We start from the raw sequence: 20,020 nt of genomic DNA on the forward strand, positions 1-20,020 counted from the left end.
CAAATGAGATTTTCATTTTAGGAAAACTTGAATCGAATTTTCGTAAAATTTTATCGATCCTCTGGAAGTCTCTGGAATCGTTATTTTATCCGGCGAGATTTCGAGGTCTTTTCAAGGCAAAAGATAATGCCTTCAACGTCAGACAATGCCGAATTCGGCCCCTCAGGATGGCAATTTTGCACGAAAGAAAAGTGTGTTTCAGAGGGAAGAAAGTCTGCAAAGCTGGTGGTTTTCAGACTGCGGACTAACCGGAATTGTCTCCGAACCTCGCAGGACTTGCCCAGGCGATCGCTTGCAGGCGTGCGGTATGCCGGGGTCGGCAGTGGCAATTCGGCCGTAGCTCCAAAAGCCTCTTACCGCAGAAGATCAATCAGGAAATTATCGTGTCATCCGGTCTGCAGAAGCAGCTGCATTGTGTATCGACCGACATGACAAAGATACGGGACCAGTTGCAACAAGTGAGCAGACGGCACGACCTCGAAGCACCCAGCCTAGATCGCGGGAGTTTTGAAAAGGGAGGTTAGATCAGCGTAAGGCTAGTAAAAGCGCAGCGGGGCAGCGCTTAATCCGGCGCTGAAATATGGTGCTCGAGCAACTCACGGCTTTGGACGGCAGCGAATTCGACCGCGACGCCACCTTCGATGTTGCGGATAACGCGGGCCTGCATCTTGCCGAGCGTGACCGGATCGCCCATTTCCGGATTGCTATCGGTGGCAATGGCAGCACCTGACAGCGAAACGTCGATGATCCGGCAAACATGCTCGGAGCCGTCCGGCAGGATCATCTTCGTCATCGGATTTTTCGGCACGAAGCGGTCATGACGACGGTCTTCGGGAAGATTGAGTTCGTCCCGGTTGGCGAGCCATGTCAGGACGTTTGCGATCTTGTCGCGCTTGCGAGCGGTGTTGCGCAGTTCAACGGCAAACCCACCGTCAATGACACGGGCAATCCGACCTTCGACACGGCTCAGATGGTCCAGATAGGCGATAACACGCTCGCCGACCCTGCCTTCAACCGGCGTGATCATGGCCATGCCACCTGGTGACATATCGATGATCTGACAAGGATACTCCCGCCGATCTTCCAACATGAACCGGCCAAGTATATCAACCTGGACGCGTTGGTGGCGCCGGCGGTCCGTGACTTGAAGCGTTTTGCTTCCTTCTGGTGCTGTTGCCAATCCGGCGTCCATGCCTGCGGTATCCAAACAGTGTGTCCTGCACCACCCCTGATAGAGTGGCGAATCTCCAAATGTCTCTCACACACTTTAGGCAGCTGAGGTTAACGATGTGTAAGAAAAAAGAACCACACACTCGTTTCAGTCTTAAAAATTAGCATAGCGCTGCAATGGGGCAGCGTAATGGCGGAATGAGACGAATGGGCCGCCACAAGAAGATCTTGCAAATATGGTTAAGACTTTTTCGCACGGCGGCTCGCCGTGCGGCAGTATAGAAGGGCCGAGTTACCGTAATCCCGGCCATTCCTTCAGATTTAAGTCGATTTCATTGCAATAACCGGCCTGGGCACGGCTCGGAGCAACACTGGCCAGCTCAGTTTTTCCCACCGCTATAGACAGTAAGGTGGCCGACCTTGCGTTCCGCGCCTTGCGGCAAGGGCGGGGAAGGCATGTTCATGCCCTCGGCCGTAAAGCGTGGCAAAATAGGATTAACGGTCGCAGGCGCATCGACGAAGAAGGGGCGTTCGTCCGGCCACACGAGGCGCAGGCTGCTGATCGACTGATTGAGGATCGGATGCAAGCCGATCCAGTACGGCTTTTCCATCGGAGTACAACTTCCGAGAATACGGATCCGGCCTTCGCCGGGCACATTGAGCGGAACCAGCAGCATTTCCATCTGGAGCACCTGGTTGCGTTCGGTATGGCCGTTCACGCCGATCACGGCAGCAGCAGCGTCCTCGGTTATCGCAGCGATCAGGCTTTCCAGTGCTTCCCGGTCTTTCGTGCTCCAACCGCGCAGAAAGTTTCTTCCCTTCAGCTCCCGGCAATGGGCCGAACACAGACGCGTTCCCGCCAGCCGGTAACGCACATCCTGCGGGCCTTTTGTTTCAAGGATGAATGTGTCGCCGAGAAGCCCCCGGATTTCACCAGGATCGACTTCACTCCGATTTGGGGCAGGGCGGGCGCCGCGAAGATTGTCCCAATAGGAATAAAGAGTTTGCGTAACGCCGTGTTTCATCTTGCTTCGCCTCATCGCCCTTTTGCGCCCCTTGTACCGTCTCAAGACAGTGCGTGTTTCAAAATGGGGCGTTCATTCGCTCTCGTGTTCAACTGGGATGTACTAAGCAGGGGGCGTGCCAAGTGGCTGAGGGTTATGAAACAGCGGAAACGCCGGACCGGTAAGGTTAATTTATCCTAAAGCTTGTTTTCGCGCGTGCGCGCCTGCAGGTTAAGGGCCTGTTCAGGCTAAATACGGCAGGCTTCGCTCATATCGGCCAGGCAGCTGCTCGGGAGAATTGCCAAAGCTGCACCGAGGACCTGAAGCGCCGGCGGGTGTCGATCGAGCCTTAAAAGTGCCGACTCTGAACATCGACCCTTTCGGGAAGCGTGGGGACGCGACCGGACAGTGGGGGGAAAATCAGGGCGTGGGCGATCATCTCGATCCCGGCGCCCTGTTTATTTCTGAGCAAATCCGGACAACTGTAAGCGCAGGTTCACCAATTTCGGGGAATGCGCCATCCGATTGGTCCGTCGCCCTTGTTTTGTACGGGATCTGGCTTAGAAGAGAAACAAAAGGCCGAGGTTCCATGAACGTTTACAAATTTGACGAAGAACGCAGCCGTCGCGAGCAGGCCGAGAAACAGAAGCCACCGCGTGGTCCGAGCGGTCCGCCGGCCTTCAATTTGCCCGATGTGATTGTCTGGACCGGCGGTATTCTTATTGCCGTCCATCTTTTCCGGACATTTATTCTGCCCGGCGGCTGGGACCAGATGATCATTCGCTATTTCGCATTCTGGCCTGTGAAATACACGATACTGCCAAGTCTGTCCGCGCCTGATCTTATTTCGAGCCTTTGGGCTTTCGTCACCTACAGCCTGCTGCATGGCGGCGCGATGCATATCATTTTCAACCTGCTCTGGATGGCTATTTTCGGAAGTGCCGTCGCTCGCAGGTTCGGTGTGGGGCGGTTCCTTTTGTTTTCGGCGCTTTGTTCGGTCGGTGGCGCCCTGGCCCATCTTGCAACGCACTGGGGTGAACCGGTTCCAATGATCGGCGCCTCCGCGGCGATTTCCGGTCAGATGGCCGCCGCGATCCGGTTTGTGTTCGAACTCGGCGGCCCGCTCGGTGCAATCCGCCGCTCGGATCGCGCCGCCTATTTCGTTCCGGCGCAGCCGCTTGCGGATTGTTTTCGCAACCAGCAGGTTCTGGTCTTCGTTGCGGTGTGGTTCGGGCTAAACCTCTTTTTCGGAATCATGAGCGGTCCGGTTGCGGGTCAACCTGCAAGCGTTGCCTGGCAAGCCCATATTGGCGGGTTTGTTGCGGGGCTCGCGCTGTTCCCGTTTCTGGATCCGGTGCCGCGACGGCGGTTCTGAAGACTGCGCGGAAATACCCTACCGTTAATGGTTTGCGAGGACATATTTTTTTGCCATGATGGGTGCGTCCGGAGTCCTAACGGGCGGGCCGATGCTGAGGGAGGTATTTTTCTATGACCGTTGCCGCGATATTGAGTGGAAAGGGGCACAACAGCATTACGGCGAGCAGCGATGCGCTGCTCAGCGATATTTGCGAAACACTGGCAAAACACAAGATTGGTGCAGTGGTTGTCTGCTCTGCGGACAAGACCATCGAGGGCATCGTGTCCGAGCGCGATATTGTCCGCGTCATCGGGACGCAAGGCCCTTCCTCACTGAAGCTTCCAGTCTCCAGCGTGATGACCAAGGATGTTGTGACCTGCTCGGAAGAAAACAGCGTCAATGAGGTGATGGCGCGCATGACGCAGGGCCGCTTTCGCCACATGCCGGTGGTGAAGGACGGCAAGCTCACCGGGGTAATCTCGATTGGCGACGTGGTGAAGCACAAGATTGCGCAGGTGGAACTCGAAGCCGAGCAAATGCGCCATTACATTTCAATGTCCTGACGACGTTTGCAGCAAGACCTCGCGGTCGACCATATGGACGACCGCTTGTGCCAAATTTGGCCTAAGCGTCTGCGCGGTTATTTCCCGTACACATCTGCCGGATCATAGACCTTTTCCGCCTCGACTTTTTCCAGGCGAACGGCACCATGTTCCGGTTTTACGGTCTTGCGGAAAAAACAGGACCGGTAGCCGACATGGCAGGTGGCACCGTTTCCGGCGACAGAAACCTTTAGTACCAGAGCATCCTGGTCGCAGTCGGTGAGGATTTCATGCACCGTTTGAACCTGACCGGAGGTTTCGCCTTTTTTCCAGAAACTTTGCCTTGAGCGGCTCCAGTACCAGGCTTCTCCGGTTTCGATCGTCCGCGTCAGCGCTTCTTCGTTCATATAGCCGACCATGAGCACTTCGCCGGAGACAACATCGGTCACGACTGCGACGATTAGTCCATCGCGGTCGAACTTCGGCATTAGCAATTCGCCGGTCTCGACCGTTTCCTTGTCACCACGTTCGGAGAGGTGAGTGCTGCACATGTCACGAAAGCCCTTGCAAAAATTGGCGCAAGGGACTTTGAAATCAGAGACCCCTGCCGCGCACCATGGACATGAACTTGGCCTGTTCGGCCGGATCGTCCTGGAAAACGCCGGTGAACTGGGTGGTAATCGTTGCGACACCCGGTTTTTGAACGCCGCGCATGGTCATACACTGGTGCTCAGCTTCGAGCATCACCGCCAAGCCCCGTGGCGCAAGCGTATCGTCAATGACCGATGTGATCTGTGCCGTCAAGTTTTCCTGTGTCTGCAGCCGTTTGGCATAGATGTCGACCACCCGGGCAAGCTTGGAAAGGCCGACGACACCTTCAGCGGGATAATACGCAATATGCGCCTCGCCGATGAAGGGCAGCATGTGGTGTTCGCAATGCGAATGGAACGGAATCCCACGCACCAGAACGATGTCCTGGTATCCGCCGACATCCTCGAACGTGCGTTCCAGATGCTCCGCGGGGTCTTCGAAATAACCACTGTAGAGTTGGCTCAACGCCTTTGCGACACGCTTTGGCGTGTCGACCAAACCTTCGCGGTCCGGATCGTCGCCCGTCCAGGCGAGAATTGTCCGCACTGCGGCCTCGACCTCTTCACGACTTGGCCGAAGTAGTTGTTCCGGCGTCTTTCTTTCGAATCTTTTTTCAACCGGCTTGAGGACAGCGTCCATCGGGATCCTCGCAAATTTACCCTTGTCACTCGTCATACGGCGCCCGTTCTTGCACAGATCATGAAGTCCTCGCTTGAAGGCCGGGGACCTTTATCATACTCCACACAAAAAGCGAACGCGCAGTTTCTGAGCGGGTTGAGCTGAATTCACGCGTTTGTCCGCCTCGCATGAAATTCGGCTGCGACCACTCTGCCCCTTGCGAAATTGCCGTGGCGTCTGATCTATATATATGAAAGCAAAGCGCCATCAATGTGTCGCGCATCACAGGCTTTCACGAAGAGGCGAGAATGCTTGACGATATCTACAATGCGAAGATCCTCGAATTCGCTGGAAACATTCCCAGAATTGGCCGCCTCGAGCAACCTGACGCAACGGCAAAGGCGCATTCCAAGCTCTGTGGCTCGACGGTTGTCGTTGACATATGTGTGAACGATGGCGTGGTGACCGACTTTGCGCATGACGTGAAAGCGTGCGCGCTTGGCCAGGCTTCGTCCTCGATCATGGCTCAAAATGTTGTTGGAGCGCATACGAGCGAGTTGCGCGAGGTGCAGAAAACCATGCGGGCCATGCTGAAGGACGGAGGAGATCCGCCGACAGGCCGGTTTGGGGATCTGAAGTTCCTGGAGCCTGTCCGCGAATACAGGGCGCGCCATGCGTCCACGATGTTGACATTCGATGCCATCGTCGATGCTCTGGATCAGCTCGAGGCAAAGAGCGGGGAAGACGGCGCTGCAGCGTAACCGTTTGCGGAACCCGAGCAGCCAAACCCCATGTGTTCAGATTGCCGCCCTCAACCCAGTTCCGAAAGACCTCTGTCACCGGCGGGGCGGGTGGCCGTTGGCCTGATTTGGATCTACCGCCATTCCCTGTCTCTGTTCATGGGGCGCGGATGCCGCTATGCACCGACCTGTTCAGACTACACCGAACAAGCCATTCGCCGTTTCGGCTTCTGGGTGGGCGGCTGGATTGGTCTGGCGCGAATCCTAAGGTGCAATCCCTGGGGGGCGTCCGGGTTCGATCCCGTACCTGACACGCTGCCGGACAACGCCTGCTGGTACTTGCCCTGGCGGTACGGCCGCTGGTCGGGGCGGCACATTCCAGCGGAACACAGGTTGGACGAACCCTAGATCCGACGAAAAGCAGTCCGCTCAAGAAAACGTTGACCTAACGGCATCCGGATGCAACGTTCCCTCGTCAGGGGAAGAGGGAGTATGGACGTGCGCGATTTCCACTTCGTGATGATCAAGCCGACGCATTATGACGATGACGGTTATCCGATCCAGTGGTTGAGATCCGCCATTCCGTCCAACACGCTTGCCAGTCTCAATGGTCTTGCGGAGGCAGCACAGGAGCGCGCCGCCCTTGGCGAGGATGTTCGCATCCACCTTCACACCTATGACGAAACCAACAAGCGTGTCAGGCCTGCGAAAATCGCGAATGAAATTCGCAGCAAGGGCGGTAAAGCGCTGATTGCACTGGTTGGCGTTCAGTCGAACCAGTTTCCGCGCGCGACCGACCTGGCCCGTCAGTTTATGAAGGAAGGCCTGCAAACGGCGATTGGCGGTTTTCATGTTTCCGGTTGTATTTCCATGCTGGACGAGATGCCTCCGGAAATGGTCGAGCTGCAGGCAGAAGGCGTCAGTTACTTCGCCGGCGAGGCCGAAGACCGCCGCCTCGACCAGGTGTTTCGGGATGCCTGGGCGGATGACCTGAAGCCGCTTTACAATTTTATGGCGGACCTGCCGTCCCTGGAAGGTGAGCCGACGCCGATTCTTCCGACCAAACATATCCAGTTCACTGCAGGCTCACATTCCAGTTTCGATCTGGGGCGCGGGTGCCCGTTTCAGTGTTCGTTCTGCACGATCATCAACGTTCAGGGCCGCAAGAGCCGGTTCCGCTCAGCTGACGACCTGGAACAAATCATTCGCGACAACTACGAGCAGGGTATCAACCGGTTCTTTATCACCGACGACAATTTCGCTCGGAACAGGGAATGGGAGCCGCTGTTCGACCGGCTGATTACGCTGCGTGAAAAGGAAAAGTTCGATATCAAGTTCATCATCCAGGTGGACACGCTCTGTCACCGGATCGAAAACTTCATCGAGAAGGCAACGCGCGCCGGTGTGAACCGCGTCTTCATCGGGCTGGAGAACATCAATCCCGACAACCTGTTGGCCGCCAAGAAGCGCCAGAACAAGATCACGGAATACCGGGAGATGCTCCAGAAATGGCGCGCGCACGGGGCAACCACCTATGCCGGTTATATTATCGGGTTTCCGGGTGACACGAAGGAAGCCGTTCTCAGGGATGTGGAGATCATCAAGAACGAGCTACCGCTCGATCTGCTGGAGTTCTTCTACCTGACGCCGCTGCCGGGGTCTGAAGATCACAAGGTGCTCCTGTCCAAGGGGACCTGGATGGATCCGGACCTTAACAAGTATGACCTCAATCACCGCGTCTCTCATCATCCCAAGATGAGCGACAAGGAGTGGGAAGAAGCCTATCAGGAAGCGTGGGAAAGCTATTATTCGGATGCGCATATCGAGACCGTGCTTCGGCGCGCAGCGTCCCACCAGAAAGGCCGTCCGGGCAACAAGCTGTTCCTGATGATGTGGTTCAAGCTGATGGTTCAGTGCGAAGGCGTTCATCCGTTGGAGGGCGGCTACTTCCGCCTGAAATTCCGCAAGGATCGGCGCAGCGGGCTCCCGGTCGAGAGTGCCCTGTCGTTCTATCCACGCTATGTTTGGGAAGTCATCTCCAAGCACTTGGCCTACGTTTCGGCCACGTGGCGGGTTTACAGGATTTATCGCAAGGTGAAAGCCTCACCTGACCGGCATACATATTCGGATATCGCCATCAAGGAGATCGAAAAGGACGGCGAGGAAGCCCTCGCCATGATCCAGGAAACGCGCGGTGGGGTCGAAGCGGTTGCAAAGACAGCGCGCGATGCGTCGATCGTCAAGGCTGCCAAGGAAAGGGCGGTCGCGTCATAAGGAAGACCCCGGAGCAGTCCGTCTCCTGACGATTTGCCAACCAAAGGTCATGCCCATTGCGGCGAGGATGATCGCTGCGGCACCCAGGATCTGCAACGTGTGCAATGCGTGCCCAAACGCAACGTAGTCCACGAAGATAGCGACCACAGGGTAGATGAACGAAAACGCTCCCTGCAGATAGGTCGGCAATTTTTGAACGGCGCCATACATCAATATGTACATGACACCGGTATGAACGGCTCCAAGCGTGATCAATGCGCCCCAGGCAACGGTTCCTTCCGGCAGTGCGGACCAACTGACAAAGGGGGCCAGCATCAGGATGCCGACGCACACCTGTACCAATGCGATCATTTGGGGTGGTGTTCCGGTCAGTTTTTTGGTGAGGAGCGCGGCGACAGCCCAGAAGAAAGCAGCTCCAAGAGCGAGAAGAATGCCGTACAGATAGTCGGTGCCGGAGTAATCCGCACCGCCTTGTTTCGCCTGAACTATGAGGATGACACCGGCGAAAGCGATTGCCAGCCATGACAGCTTCGCCGCCGTTATGCGTTCTCCCAGGAACAAAACGCCAAAGCCTACGAGAATGAACGGCTGGGTATTGTAAACCGCGGTTGCGACACCGATTGAAGCCTTGCCATATGCGCTGAAGAGCATGGCCCAATTGACAACGATGGCAACGCCGCCGAGCGCTGCTACTGCCAATTGCCGCACTGTGAACAGGCGGCGAAAAAGCCCCTGGAAGGTGCAAATCGCAAGAAGCGCCAGTGCACCGAACGCGCATCGCCAGAAAACGACGTCAATTGCTGCCTGTCCCGACAGAACGACAAAATAACCGATCGTCCCGAGGATCGTCATTGCCGCCGTCATCTCGGTCGCGCCACGCAAAGTCTTGTCCATCTCAGCCTCGCAGAAAAATTGAATAGGCCAAGGGTGGCAAAAGGATTGATGGGTTTCCATGCGGTAAATTAGGTGATGGGATGAAATTAGTTTATTATTGAAGGTCAATCGGCGGAATGGACTATTATTATGACCCTGGACGAAGTGGACACCAAAATTGTAGAAGCACTGATCACGGACGCACGCATGTCCTTGAAGGATCTGGCTGCGCGGGCAGGCCTGTCGTCTCCTGGCGTGTCGGAGAGGATCCGGCGCCTGCAGGAACGAGGTGTCATTTTGGGCTTTGCCGCTGAGATCGACCCCAAAGCGCTGGGGTACAGTCTACAGGCCATCGTGCGCATAAGGCCCTTGCCGGGGAAACTGCATATCGTGCAGCAGCTCATTCAGGAAATTCCGGAGTTTTGCGAATGCGACAAGGTGACGGGCGACGACTGTTTCATTGCGCGGCTGGCCGTGCCGTCAATCGAACAACTGGACGGCATTCTCGACCGGATTGCCGACAAGGCCGAAACAAGTACATCAATCGTCAAATCCCAGCCGATCCGCCGACGTCCTCCGCCGCTCGTGGTGGCGTAAGCGGAAAATTGCACAAAAACTGAGGTCTTGCGTTCCCGGCATGGCGGCCCTTCCTTGGCAAGGGTTGCCGTTTTGCGCCGAATACCCTATCAGCAGGCGGTCCAATTTCTATTGAACAGCTTACCTGCCTTGTCTGCAGGAGTGAGCAGGAGACATACGATGATTCAACTGACTTTTCCCGACAATTCCGTGCGCGAGTATGAGGCAGGCACCACCGGTCTTGCCATCGCCGAGGGCATTTCCAAATCGCTTGCCAAAAAGGCGGTTGCGATGACGCTCGACGGGGAGCTGAAGGATCTGACCGATTCCATCTCGGGTGATCACAGCATCGAAATCGTGACCAGGGACGATCCGCGCGCGCTGGAACTGATCCGGCATGATGCTGCACATGTGATGGCCGAAGCCGTGCAGGAACTGTGGCCCGGCACCCAGGTAACGATCGGCCCGGTGATCGAAAACGGCTTCTACTACGATTTCAAACGCGTGCACCCGGACACGAACGAAGACTGGCCTTTCCATCCGGATGAGCTGCCGGTCATTGAAAAGAAAATGCGCGAGATCATCGGCCGCGGCGCCATGTTCACCAAGGAGACTTGGAGCCGCGACGAAGCCAAGACCTATTTCGCTGCCAAAGGGGAGCAGTACAAGGTTGAACTGGTGGACGCGATCCCGGAAGACCAGGAAATCAAGATCTACAAACAAGGCCAGTGGCTGGACCTGTGTCGCGGCCCGCATATGGTCTCCACGCGCCAGATTGGCGATGCCTTCAAATTGATGAAAGTGGCCGGCGCTTACTGGCGCGGCGACGCCAACAACGAAATGCTGAGCCGCATCTACGCGACCGCCTGGCACAATGAGAAGGAGTTGAAAGGCTACCTTCACATGCTGGAGGAAGCGGAAAAGCGGGATCACCGCAAACTTGGCCGCGAAATGGATCTGTTCCACTTTCAGGAAGAAGGCCCCGGCGTCGTTTTCTGGCATCCAAAGGGCTGGGACATGTTCCAGAACCTGATCGCTTACAAACGCAGGGTACTCAAGGACGACTACAAGGAGGTGAACGCGCCGCAGGTGTTGCACACCTCGCTCTGGGAAACGTCCGGCCACTGGACCTGGTACAAGGAAAACATGTTTTCCGTGCAATCTGCCGATCCGGAGGCGGAAGACAACAGGTTCTATGCGCTGAAACCGATGAACTGCCCGGGGCACGTTCAGATCTTCAAACATGGTTTGAAAAGCTATCGCGATCTGCCGTTGCGTCTTGCGGAATTCGGGGTCGTGCACCGGTATGAGCCGTCGGGAGCGCTTCACGGCCTGATGCGGGTGCGCGGGTTTACGCAAGACGATGCGCATGTTTTCTGCACGGAAGAGCAGCTTGCCGATGAGTGCCTCAAGATCAACGACCTGATCCTGTCGGTCTACAAGGACTTCGGCTTCGAGGAGATCGTGGTCAAGCTTTCAACCCGGCCGGAAAAGCGCGTCGGCACCGACGAGATGTGGGATCACGCCGAAGCGGTCATGGACAAGGTTCTCAGGCAGATCGAGGCTCAGGCTGAAGGCCGGGTGAAAACCGACATTTTGCCGGGCGAGGGCGCCTTCTACGGACCGAAGTTCGAATACACGCTGCGAGATGCCATCGGGCGCGAATGGCAGTGCGGCACGACGCAGGTCGATTTTGCGTTGCCGGAACGTTTCGGCGCGTTTTACGTCGACAATAACGGCGAAAAGCAAACTCCCGTGATGGTCCACAGGGCGATTTGTGGCTCGATGGAACGGTTCCTTGGCATTCTGATCGAAAACTATGCCGGACATTTCCCGCTCTGGTTTGCACCACAGCAGATCGTCGTTGCCACGATCACATCTGAGGCGGACGCTTATGGCCAGGAAGTTGCGGATCTTTTGAAGGCAAGCGGACTGAAGGTTGAAACTGACTTCCGCAACGAAAAGATCAACTACAAGGTCCGCGAACACTCGCTGGCCAAGGTGCCGGTGATCATCGTTTGCGGCATGCGCGAAGCCGAGGAGCGGACGGTGAATGTCCGCCGTCTCGGGTCGAAAGATCAGAAATCGATGGATCTGCAAGAGGCTGTTGCCGCTTTCGTAGAAGAAGCGACTCCACCTGACTTGAAAAAATCGTGATCGTCACAATTTAGGGTGAAATCTTGTGACTTGCACATTGCCCTTACCCTAGGGCAATGTGCTGTCACATTGTTGAAACATAGCTGCTGGTATTTGGTTCCAGATTTGCCAGTGTGAACCCAGATAGAAGACGACGGCTGCCGTGGATTACGCAGAATTCAGCTACGCCAATCCGGAACACCCGCCGCTGAAGCGGTGGACGATTCGTGCCATTGAAGGCATGTCTGGCCGTCGCAAAATCATCGATGTCTACGAAGTGTGGAAGCACACGATGGTCGGGACCTCGGACTATATCTGGAGTGACCTTCTCGGGTTGATCAACCTGAACGTTTCCGTGGAAGACGGAGAGTGGCCACCGAAAGATCTTCCGGACGGTCCCTTGGTGCTGATCGCGAACCATCCCTACGGGATTGGTGACGGGCTCGCGATCCTGTCGCTTGCCGAGCAACTGAACCGGCCATTCAAGATCCTGATCAACAACGAGCTCTTGAAAGTGCCGGAAGTCCGTCCGTTCTCTTTGCCTGTGGATTTCGAAGAGACCAAGGAAGCCCTCAAGACCAACATGAAGACCCGCAAGGAAGCCTTGCGCCTGCTTCAGGAAGGCACCACGATTATCGTATTTCCGGGGGGCGGCGTTGCGACCGCAGCCAAGCCGTTCGGACGTGCTGAAGAGCTGCCGTGGAAAACGTTCACTGCAAAAATGATCCGGTCCTCAAAAGCAACCGTTCTGCCGCTCTATTTCGAAGGTCAGAACTCCTGGCTGTTTCATCTGGTCAGCAAATACTCATTGACCTTGCGACTGGCGCTTCTGGTGCGTGAATTCAGGCGTATCCTCGGGTCCGTTATTACCGCGAGAGCCGGGCGGGCAATTCCGTTCGAGACGCTGACCGGCTTCAAGGACCAGAAGGAGATCATGGATTTCCTTCAGACCAAAGTGATGGAAATGGCTCCCGCCGAGCGCACGCAACGGCTTCTTGGACGCCACCGCTAGTCTGTCTTCAAACGCGAAAAAATCAGCGAGCCGCTCCCTCTAGGCGCGGTCAGTTCAAAACTTGTTTGTTTATTATTTTCAGTTGTTTAAAACGTTTGCTTGAGAGGCTAGTTCACTGATTGACGTGACCACCTCGACTTCCCGGTCCTGGCCGGGAACCACTTCAAACGTGTGCAGGTAGGTGCGTCCATTGTTCCTTGCGAGAGCTTCGTATTCTCCCGCTGCCAGCACGAAATCGGGAAAAGCGCCTGTTGCTTCCACAACCACGTGGCCGCCCGCACTCAGCACGGACCATGTCGTGTTTGCGATCGCCTCGCCGCCGCGCTCGTTGACGAGTTTCAAGGTGATGTCGGCGGCCTTGTGAAGAATGGTCGCCTCGGTGAGCTTGCCAGGCAGCACCTGAATGTCAGCGCGGATGACAGCGTTCACGCTGCCATAGCGGCTAACGACATGATAGGTGTCTGCACTCAGCCGAACGATGGAACCGGGCGTGACATTGCCGACGATTTTGTTGCGCTCACCGCGCTCGTCGAAGGTCATGCCGTAGACGTCGAAGGTGACCTGCTCCTCGTCAATGCCTTCACCGTCCTTCATTGCTGCGCCGAACTTGATGCCGCCGGCATTCAACGTCAGCATTTTCGACTGTATTTCCTTGCCGATAACCACGCGATTGGTGGATTGGGCATAGCCATAGGCCGTGTGTACGAGATAGGCGCCCGGGTCGAGCCTGAATTCGGCGTCGCCCCCCTGGGATGTCGCCACCAGTTCCAGTTTTCCGTTGGCGTTGGTGGTTTCAGAGTAAATGCGCCAGATCAGTCCGTCATTCAGGGGCTGACTGTCCTGTGTCAGTTTCGCCATAAGATAAAGCGCACCCTGACCGAGGCCATCACCTTCACCAGCGTCGAAAGACCGCGTTGGAGCATAGGGGAGCTGTGCATCGGAAAAGAGCGGTTCAGGTTCCCTGTCCAAGAGATTGATAATCTGGTCTTCCTGCGCAGGGGCAGGAGCGTTGGGGTCCGGTTTGGCACGTGGAAGGGGGATGTCTTCAGCCTGTGCTGTTTGCACAGTGCCTTGAATCAGGAATGCAGCAGCAATTATCAGGAACGCGCGCATCGCGCGCTTCACAGGACGCAAGTTTGCTTTGCCGACTGTGATTGATCCTGTACTCAACATGCCCACTTCATTATCTATTCAACTGCAATAATTTACAGTGCTCTGTCTTTTATACCAATTCCGGTCTGCGCGAAACACCGGGCTGCCCTTGAGCCCGCCTCCACGCGATGCAGCAAACCAACCGAAACTTGCAAGTCTCGCATCGAATTTCGCGATTACGGAGAGAGGACTGACCCACACTCCCTAAAGGGCCTGAAAATTAGGCAAATTCAAGACATTGAAACTAAAGTTGACAATCGCGGTCAATGAATTAGGTGGATTGTCACAATCGTAACCGTCTAAAGAGCGCCGCCTCATGTCCACCTTCAATCCCGGATCATCAGAAACACTGGAGTTTCTTCGAAAGCGCCGGTCGCATCCTTCAGTGACGATGTCCGATCCCGGTCCAAGTGCGGAACAGGTTGAAGATCTTTTGACAATCGCGGCGCGGGTTCCCGACCACGGCAAACTCGCTCCCTGGCGTTTCGTCATGTTTTCGAAAGGGCGGGGCGAGGTTATCGGAAGACGGCTCGCCGAGATTTACGAACGCAGGAATGGCCCGCTCGACGACGACCAGCGTCACAAGGAACTGACCCGCTTTACGCGTGCCCCATTGGTGATCGGCGTCGTCAGCACGGCTCGGACACATCCGAAAATACCCGAGTGGGAACAGCAGCTTTCTGCCGGTGCTGTATGCATGAACCTTCTCAGTGCCGCTGCTGCGGCCGGTTTCGCCTCCCAATGGCTAACAGAGTGGTACAGCTTCGATGAAGAGGCGGCTGCCTATCTGGGCGCAAAAGAAGATGAGCGATTTGCAGGCTTTATCCATATAGGAACGCCGACCCAGGCACCTGTGGAACGGCCGCGGCCCGAGCTCTCCGACCTGGTATCCGAATGGAGCGAAGACAACTGAAATGTTTTATGAAACTGCATCCAACGATCACGGACTGCCGCATAATCCCTTCAAGGCGATCGTCTCTCCGCGCCCGATCGGCTGGATTTCCTCGTTGGACGCGGACGGCCGCACCAATCTCGCTCCCTACAGCTTCTTCAATGCCGTCAGCGATCGACCGCCGATCGTTGTTTTTTCTTCTTCCGGCTTCAAGGACAGTGCCGCAAATGCCGAGGCAACGGGGGAGTTCGTCTGCAATATGGCAAGCTGGGATCTGAAGGACGAAATGAACGTTTCTTCGGCCATGGTTTCCAACGAGACCTGCGAATTCGAGCTGTCAGGCCTTGAAATGGCCTCGTCGCGATTGGTCAAAGCGCCACGCGTCGCGAGGGCGGTCACCGCTCTCGAATGCAAACGCCTTCAGACACTCAGACTGAAGGATCTCGATGGTGCAGACACGGACAATTGGCTCGTTTTCGGCCAGGTTATCGGCATTCACATAGACGACAGCATTATCGTCAACGGCAAGGTGGATGTAACGCGGTTCAAGCCGCTGTCGCGCCTCGGCTACATGGAATATGCCGCGATTACTGAAGTGTTCGAGATGGCCCGGCCAAAGGTTTGAGTGCAATACGCATGGTCGCCCGAAGTATTTTGGGCCTTCGTACGCCGACTCATCGTCGGCTGGCTCAAGAGGCAAAAAGGTCGTCTGGACGGCGGGATGTTGAGAACGTGTTTTCCCCGGGAAATCGGGAAAGGACGCATGATCTCCACATTTTGAGACAGGCGCATTGTCATATCTGCGCAAGTCATTCAAAAAATTCGCAAACAGGCTCGTCGAAAGAGCTTTGAAGACGTCTTGTTAAGGGTTTGTTAACCATTGGGGCGCGAATGTTAACGAAGTAATAATTCTGTTCCGTCGAGGAGACAGCGTCATGCATGTTGCTGACACACCCTCGGTCGCGTCTCGGATCGAGCTTGCGTTTCAGTCTGCCAGTAGTTCCACGGGTACGTCCTTCGACTATCTGGTGAAAACGGCTGCGCGAGAATCGTCGTTCAATCCGGCGGCAAAGGCAAAGACTTCAAGTGCAACAGGATTGTTCCAGTTCATCGAATCGACATGGCTCGAGACGATGAAAGAAGCTGGACCGAAGCACGGGCTGGACAAATACGCAGACCAGATACAGAGGTCGAAGAACGGAAAATACTACGTCAAGGATTCGCAGATGCGGCAAGAGATCCTTGATCTGCGCAAGGATCCTGAAATCTCGTCCGTGATGGCCGGAGCGTTGACGCAGAAGAATTCGACCTATCTTGAGCGCAAGATCGGCCGTGAACCCTCGGACGGTGAGCTCTATATGGCACACTTCCTGGGCGCGCATGGGGCCAGCAGGCTGATTGATGCGACCAATGCAAATCCGGACATGCGGGCGGACAAGGTCTTTTCTGCACAGGCGCGGGCGAACAAGGCGATATTCTTTCACGGAAACGGCAAAGCCCGTTCAGTGCAGGAAGTCTACGAGGTCATCGTTTCAAAACACGACGCCGTCACAATGATTGCTGAGGCGAGCGGAAAAACAAACTTGCGCGCACCGGGTGTCCTGACCAACGTGGCTGCGATGCCAGCCGCCAAACCGGGAGGCGGAACACCGGGCATCGACCAGCAAAATTTTGATCTACTCACGGCAGATGCGGCCAGCGCTTTCGCGCCACGGCCCAAGCCGCCCGGACCTTCACAGGCTGCTGCTGCTGCCGCGGAACTGCTTGCCACAAACCCTGTTGAGCTCGCCAAGACAGAGGTGCCTTTGCCTCAGGGCACAGCATCGCAAACGGCTTCTGCTGAGGCTGCGCCGGCTCCAACTCAGGTTGCTTCCAACAATCAGGCTGCACCACAGGACCCGAGACAAGCCTCAATCAACGGAACAAGCAGGAACGAAGCTGCAACGACCCGCGTGCTGTCGGCTTTCCAGGCCGCGGAGACAGCGAATCCGTTCGAGGCCCTGTTCCGGAACGATCAGGGATCGACAGAGGCAGATGTCAGCACACGGTTCGCGTCCGCTTTTGCGGCGGTGGAGGAGGCTGCCATGTTCAGCAGGCTCTCTGGTGCATCGAATCAGGTTGCCGCTCAGGAATTGGCACTGGCGGATCAGGGCGGACCTTTGGACCTGACGCGGTTCTTGCGGCTGAAGGCAGAAGAAGAGCAGAAAGACCTGCTGCCGCCGGTCTGAATTTGGGCGACGCAGAGACATTGTCAAAATTATGGTGAACCGATCGTTAAGCCTTTGATGTCAGGATAATCCCGACTCTTGGGGAAACGATTGCAGCCATGACCGAAACCGACCTTTTGCATTTGAGTGAAAATGAAGATCGCACACAGGACATTCTCGCTGCGCAGGAATTTGCCAAGCGCTACCTGGCAGCCGAGCAGGACAGCCAGGAGAGAACAAGCATGGCAGCAGCGCTGACGGTTCTTCTTGACGATCCGAGCAGGGGCGTGCGCAAGGCGATTGCGAAAGTCCTGGCATCCAGCCCGCACGCGCCCGGGCACGTTGTGCGGTGTCTTGCCGCCGACGTTGATGAGGTGGCGGAACCGATTCTCAAATCTTCGCCCATCTTGACCGAGGCGGAACTCGTCGACCTGTTCGCTGAAGGCAGCGACGCGGTTCAGTGTGCCATTGCCGAGCGGAGCGGTCTTCCGGCCTCGATCAGCGCGGCTGTCTGCGAAGTCGGTAGCGAAAAGTCCTGCAAGGCACTCCTCGACAATTCAAGTGCACAGGTGCTGCAGTCCTCGCTGTTGAGGCTGGCAGAGCGTTTCGAAGATCGACCGGACATGTGCGACCTGCTGCTCAAAACCAGAGACCTTCCGCTTTCCAGCCGCTATGAACTCCTGATGCGTCTTGCCGAAAACCTTGACGACCATCCGATTGTTCTGGAGCGCGTGCCGGAAAACCAGCGCCATACGTTCCTGAGTGATGCGGAAGACAAGGTGGTGCTCCGCCTGGCATTGGAAGCCGGCGAGGAGGATCTTCCGGATTTTGTCGAACATCTCCGCTTGCGCGGCAAGCTGAACACCCGATTGCTGCTCAGATCCGTCTGTTGTGGCCGCCTGCGTTTTTTTGCAGCTGCGCTCGCCAATCTTGGACAGGTGCCGCTGCCGCGGCTTTGCAAGCTTCTCATGACCGTTCGCCGGTCCGCACTTCAGGCGATCCTGCGCAAGGCGGGTCTGCCGCTTCGCGCGCATCAGGCGTTCCTGCTGGCGATCGATGTTGCTCGCCAGGCAGATGCGGACTTCACTTATGATCTGGCACTCGATGAGGCCAGGCGGTTGACGGAAACGCTGCTGGAGGAAATGCAGGACGGTGCCCTGGGCGCTGACGAAGACGTTGCGGCCTTCCTGCGCCGGTTTGCGATCGACGTTGCACGCCTTGAGGCACGCCTGCTGGTGAAAAACGGTTCGCTGCAGATCACCGCGGCAGCTTAGGTTCGATCAAAAAGTTCAGCAGAACTCGCCAAGTCCCGGTTTTGAAGAGACTTTTTTGTACCGGGTGAAGCCCTGCATTTTCATCTTGCGGTGACCTTTGCCCGGTGATTAGGTGTCGTCTGTTTTCTTAATGGTGGCACATGCTTTCCCCTTCTTCCGGCGCGCGTTCACAGGCCACAGTCGGCATTCTGCTCATAAGTGCCGGGATGGCAACACTTGGCGTGAGTGATGCGATCGCCAAGGCGCTTGCGGCGAATTATTCTCCAATCCAGATCCTCTTTGTTCGCAATTTAATCGCGCTGCCCATTGCGGTGCTGATTGCTCTGAAGATGGGTGGGCCCGGTGCTTTGCGCTCTTACCGGCCCGCGGCGCATCTTGTGCGCGGCGTCTTCTGGGTTCTGGCGGCAGGGCTCTTCTTCACCGGACTGAAGCATCTTGAGATTGCAGAAGCGACCGCGCTTGTGTTCATCGCACCCGTTTTCATCACTGCGATTTCAGCACTGTTTCTAAAGGAAAGCGTCGGCTGGCGGCGCTGGCTTGCTGTGCTTGTCGGCTTCGTTGGCGTCCTCATCATTGTCAGGCCGGGCGCTGGAACGTTTCAAGCTGCCTCGCTGCTGCCGATAACGACCGCGTTTTTCTATGCAATCCTGATGATCAGCGCCCGCTGGGTCGATCCACGTGAAAGCGTGTGGACGCTGATGCTCTACCTGGTTGGTGCGGGACTTGCGCTCAGTGCGCTGATGACACCGTTTGTGTGGGTCAATATCCAGATCAAGGATATCTGGTTCTTTTTCGGAATAGCGATCTTTGGAACGGCTGGTATCACGCTGATTACGCAGGCATTCCGCTTCGCGCCCGCAGCTGTGGTCGCCCCTTTTGAATACAGCGCCCTGATCTGGGCGACGCTATTCGGCTGGTTGTTCTGGCATGAGATTCCGGATCTGCTCACATATGTCGGCGCCGGCGTCATCGTCCTGAGCGGATGCTACATCGTCCTGCGCGAACAGCAGCTAAAGTCCGGTGACGGCGTATCGTGATCCTTAGTCGGTCTCTTCCGTCTTGGACGGGAACTGCTTCAGAAACTCGCCGGATACCGTTTCCAAGGTTTCCAAAAGCTCGACACCAGTCTTGTTGTCGATGTCCTTTGCACCTTCCATGACCATGGCACGGATGGCTTCGACATAGCGCTCCATCAGCGGCAGCGGCAGCATTTCAGGTGCCGGAACCGTTTCGATGAGGTGGCACAGGCTTGCGGCAACCTGACCGACAAGGGGAAAGCCCAGGGTTAGAGCCTGACCCTTGATGTTGTGCGCGGCCTGAAACAAGGGGTCGAGCGTTTCCTGGGACATGCCTTCGTGTTGAACGCACTCCCAGGCGCCGAGAAGCGCCTTGGTCTCGTTGTCCATCCATGTGCCGAAATGACCAGAGATACGTTTCAGCGCGGCTTCCGCGGCTTTCACCGGATCGAATTTTTTAGCCTCGCGCGGCGTCAGCTCGCGAACTTTGCTGCGCAGCGTAGTGGGCGGTGTCAGGATCTCGTAGTCCTGGTCCCGTGCGGTCTCGGCCATGGCAGCAGTTTTCTCCGTGCGCGCGTGTCATCAA

The 20,020-nt window shown here is 56.3% G+C and carries 20 protein-coding genes; 13 read left to right on the forward strand and 7 right to left on the reverse strand.

Annotated features, from left to right (window positions below):
- Positions 1-562: 562 nt before the first annotated feature.
- Together RBB47_RS28890 and RBB47_RS28895 are read right to left on the reverse strand one after the other, a co-directional pair.
- Entirely contained in the window at positions 563-1,192 is a 630-nt protein-coding gene (locus RBB47_RS28890; protein WP_305989397.1) for a PilZ domain-containing protein, read from the reverse strand.
- A gap of 358 nt (positions 1,193-1,550) precedes the next feature.
- A complete protein-coding gene (locus RBB47_RS28895; protein ID WP_305989398.1) occupies positions 1,551-2,195 on the reverse strand; it encodes a PAS domain-containing protein in 645 nt (214 codons plus the stop codon).
- A 568-nt stretch (positions 2,196-2,763) separates the two neighbouring features.
- On the opposite strand from RBB47_RS28895, the gene RBB47_RS28900 reads away from it, so the two are divergent.
- Both RBB47_RS28900 and RBB47_RS28905 read left to right on the forward strand, forming a co-directional pair.
- Complete coding sequence (locus RBB47_RS28900) at positions 2,764-3,549, forward strand: rhomboid family intramembrane serine protease (RefSeq protein WP_305989399.1); 786 nt, start codon at positions 2,764-2,766, stop codon at positions 3,547-3,549.
- Between the two features lie 113 nt (positions 3,550-3,662).
- Positions 3,663-4,094: a CBS domain-containing protein gene (locus tag RBB47_RS28905; protein ID WP_305989400.1), complete on the forward strand. Its 432-nt coding sequence runs from the start codon at positions 3,663-3,665 to the stop codon at positions 4,092-4,094.
- Positions 4,095-4,171: 77 nt separating this feature from the next.
- Here RBB47_RS28905 and hisI read toward each other — a convergent pair whose 3' ends face one another.
- Entirely contained in the window at positions 4,172-4,624 is a 453-nt protein-coding gene (hisI, locus tag RBB47_RS28910) for a phosphoribosyl-AMP cyclohydrolase (protein WP_305989401.1), read from the reverse strand.
- 43 nt (positions 4,625-4,667) lie between these two features.
- Complete coding sequence (gene folE, locus RBB47_RS28915; RefSeq protein WP_305989402.1) at positions 4,668-5,303, reverse strand: GTP cyclohydrolase I FolE; 636 nt, start codon at positions 5,301-5,303, stop codon at positions 4,668-4,670.
- A gap of 287 nt (positions 5,304-5,590) precedes the next feature.
- Here folE and RBB47_RS28920 point away from each other — a divergent pair, with 287 nt between their 5' ends.
- The 3 genes from RBB47_RS28920 (at position 5,591) to RBB47_RS28930 (ending at position 8,296) form a co-directional block, all read left to right on the forward strand.
- Positions 5,591-6,043 (forward strand): iron-sulfur cluster assembly scaffold protein, encoded by a 453-nt coding sequence (locus RBB47_RS28920; RefSeq protein ID WP_305989403.1) that lies wholly within the window; start codon positions 5,591-5,593, stop codon positions 6,041-6,043.
- A 30-nt stretch (positions 6,044-6,073) separates the two neighbouring features.
- Positions 6,074-6,430: a membrane protein insertion efficiency factor YidD gene (gene yidD, locus RBB47_RS28925; RefSeq protein WP_305989404.1), complete on the forward strand. Its 357-nt coding sequence runs from the start codon at positions 6,074-6,076 to the stop codon at positions 6,428-6,430.
- An 84-nt stretch (positions 6,431-6,514) separates the two neighbouring features.
- Positions 6,515-8,296 (forward strand): radical SAM protein, encoded by a 1,782-nt coding sequence (locus tag RBB47_RS28930; protein WP_305989405.1) that lies wholly within the window; start codon positions 6,515-6,517, stop codon positions 8,294-8,296.
- Here the strand turns inward: RBB47_RS28930 and RBB47_RS28935 are convergent.
- Positions 8,291-9,190, reverse strand: coding sequence for a DMT family transporter (locus RBB47_RS28935; protein WP_305989406.1), 900 nt, complete (start codon positions 9,188-9,190; stop codon positions 8,291-8,293). The two genes, RBB47_RS28930 and RBB47_RS28935, sit on opposite strands and share 6 nt — an antisense overlap.
- A gap of 129 nt (positions 9,191-9,319) precedes the next feature.
- On the opposite strand from RBB47_RS28935, the gene RBB47_RS28940 reads away from it, so the two are divergent.
- The 3 genes from RBB47_RS28940 to RBB47_RS28950 all read left to right on the forward strand — a co-directional run bounded on the left by RBB47_RS28940 (position 9,320) and on the right by RBB47_RS28950 (position 12,893).
- A complete protein-coding gene (locus RBB47_RS28940) occupies positions 9,320-9,766 on the forward strand; it encodes an Lrp/AsnC family transcriptional regulator (RefSeq protein WP_305989407.1) in 447 nt (148 codons plus the stop codon).
- Between the two features lie 159 nt (positions 9,767-9,925).
- Positions 9,926-11,902 (forward strand): threonine--tRNA ligase, encoded by a 1,977-nt coding sequence (gene thrS / locus RBB47_RS28945; protein WP_305989408.1) that lies wholly within the window; start codon positions 9,926-9,928, stop codon positions 11,900-11,902.
- 142 nt (positions 11,903-12,044) lie between these two features.
- Complete coding sequence (locus RBB47_RS28950; protein WP_305989409.1) at positions 12,045-12,893, forward strand: lysophospholipid acyltransferase family protein; 849 nt, start codon at positions 12,045-12,047, stop codon at positions 12,891-12,893.
- 78 nt (positions 12,894-12,971) lie between these two features.
- Here RBB47_RS28950 and RBB47_RS28955 read toward each other — a convergent pair whose 3' ends face one another.
- Positions 12,972-14,066 carry a hypothetical protein gene (locus tag RBB47_RS28955; RefSeq protein ID WP_305989410.1) on the reverse strand — a complete coding sequence of 365 codons (1,095 nt, stop codon included), beginning with the start codon at positions 14,064-14,066 and terminating at the stop codon, positions 12,972-12,974.
- Between the two features lie 295 nt (positions 14,067-14,361).
- Here RBB47_RS28955 and RBB47_RS28960 point away from each other — a divergent pair, with 295 nt between their 5' ends.
- The 5 genes from RBB47_RS28960 (at position 14,362) to RBB47_RS28980 (ending at position 19,455) form a co-directional block, all read left to right on the forward strand.
- Positions 14,362-14,958 (forward strand): nitroreductase, encoded by a 597-nt coding sequence (locus RBB47_RS28960; RefSeq protein WP_305989411.1) that lies wholly within the window; start codon positions 14,362-14,364, stop codon positions 14,956-14,958.
- Position 14,959: 1 nt separating this feature from the next.
- Positions 14,960-15,562, forward strand: coding sequence for a flavin reductase family protein (locus RBB47_RS28965; protein WP_305989412.1), 603 nt, complete (start codon positions 14,960-14,962; stop codon positions 15,560-15,562).
- A 310-nt stretch (positions 15,563-15,872) separates the two neighbouring features.
- A complete protein-coding gene (locus RBB47_RS28970; protein WP_305989413.1) occupies positions 15,873-17,165 on the forward strand; it encodes a transglycosylase SLT domain-containing protein in 1,293 nt (430 codons plus the stop codon).
- 98 nt (positions 17,166-17,263) lie between these two features.
- Positions 17,264-18,418: a DUF2336 domain-containing protein gene (locus tag RBB47_RS28975; protein WP_305989414.1), complete on the forward strand. Its 1,155-nt coding sequence runs from the start codon at positions 17,264-17,266 to the stop codon at positions 18,416-18,418.
- A gap of 140 nt (positions 18,419-18,558) precedes the next feature.
- A complete protein-coding gene (locus RBB47_RS28980) occupies positions 18,559-19,455 on the forward strand; it encodes a DMT family transporter (RefSeq protein WP_305989415.1) in 897 nt (298 codons plus the stop codon).
- A 3-nt stretch (positions 19,456-19,458) separates the two neighbouring features.
- Here the strand turns inward: RBB47_RS28980 and RBB47_RS28985 are convergent, their stop codons facing one another.
- On the reverse strand, positions 19,459-19,986 hold the full coding sequence (locus RBB47_RS28985) for an Hpt domain-containing protein (RefSeq protein ID WP_305989416.1): 528 nt from the start codon (positions 19,984-19,986) through the stop codon (positions 19,459-19,461).
- Positions 19,987-20,020 lie beyond the last annotated feature (34 nt).

It is taken from the genome of Roseibium sp. MMSF_3544 (assembly GCF_030732845.1).
In the GTDB taxonomy this organism is placed as follows: domain Bacteria; phylum Pseudomonadota; class Alphaproteobacteria; order Rhizobiales; family Stappiaceae; genus Roseibium.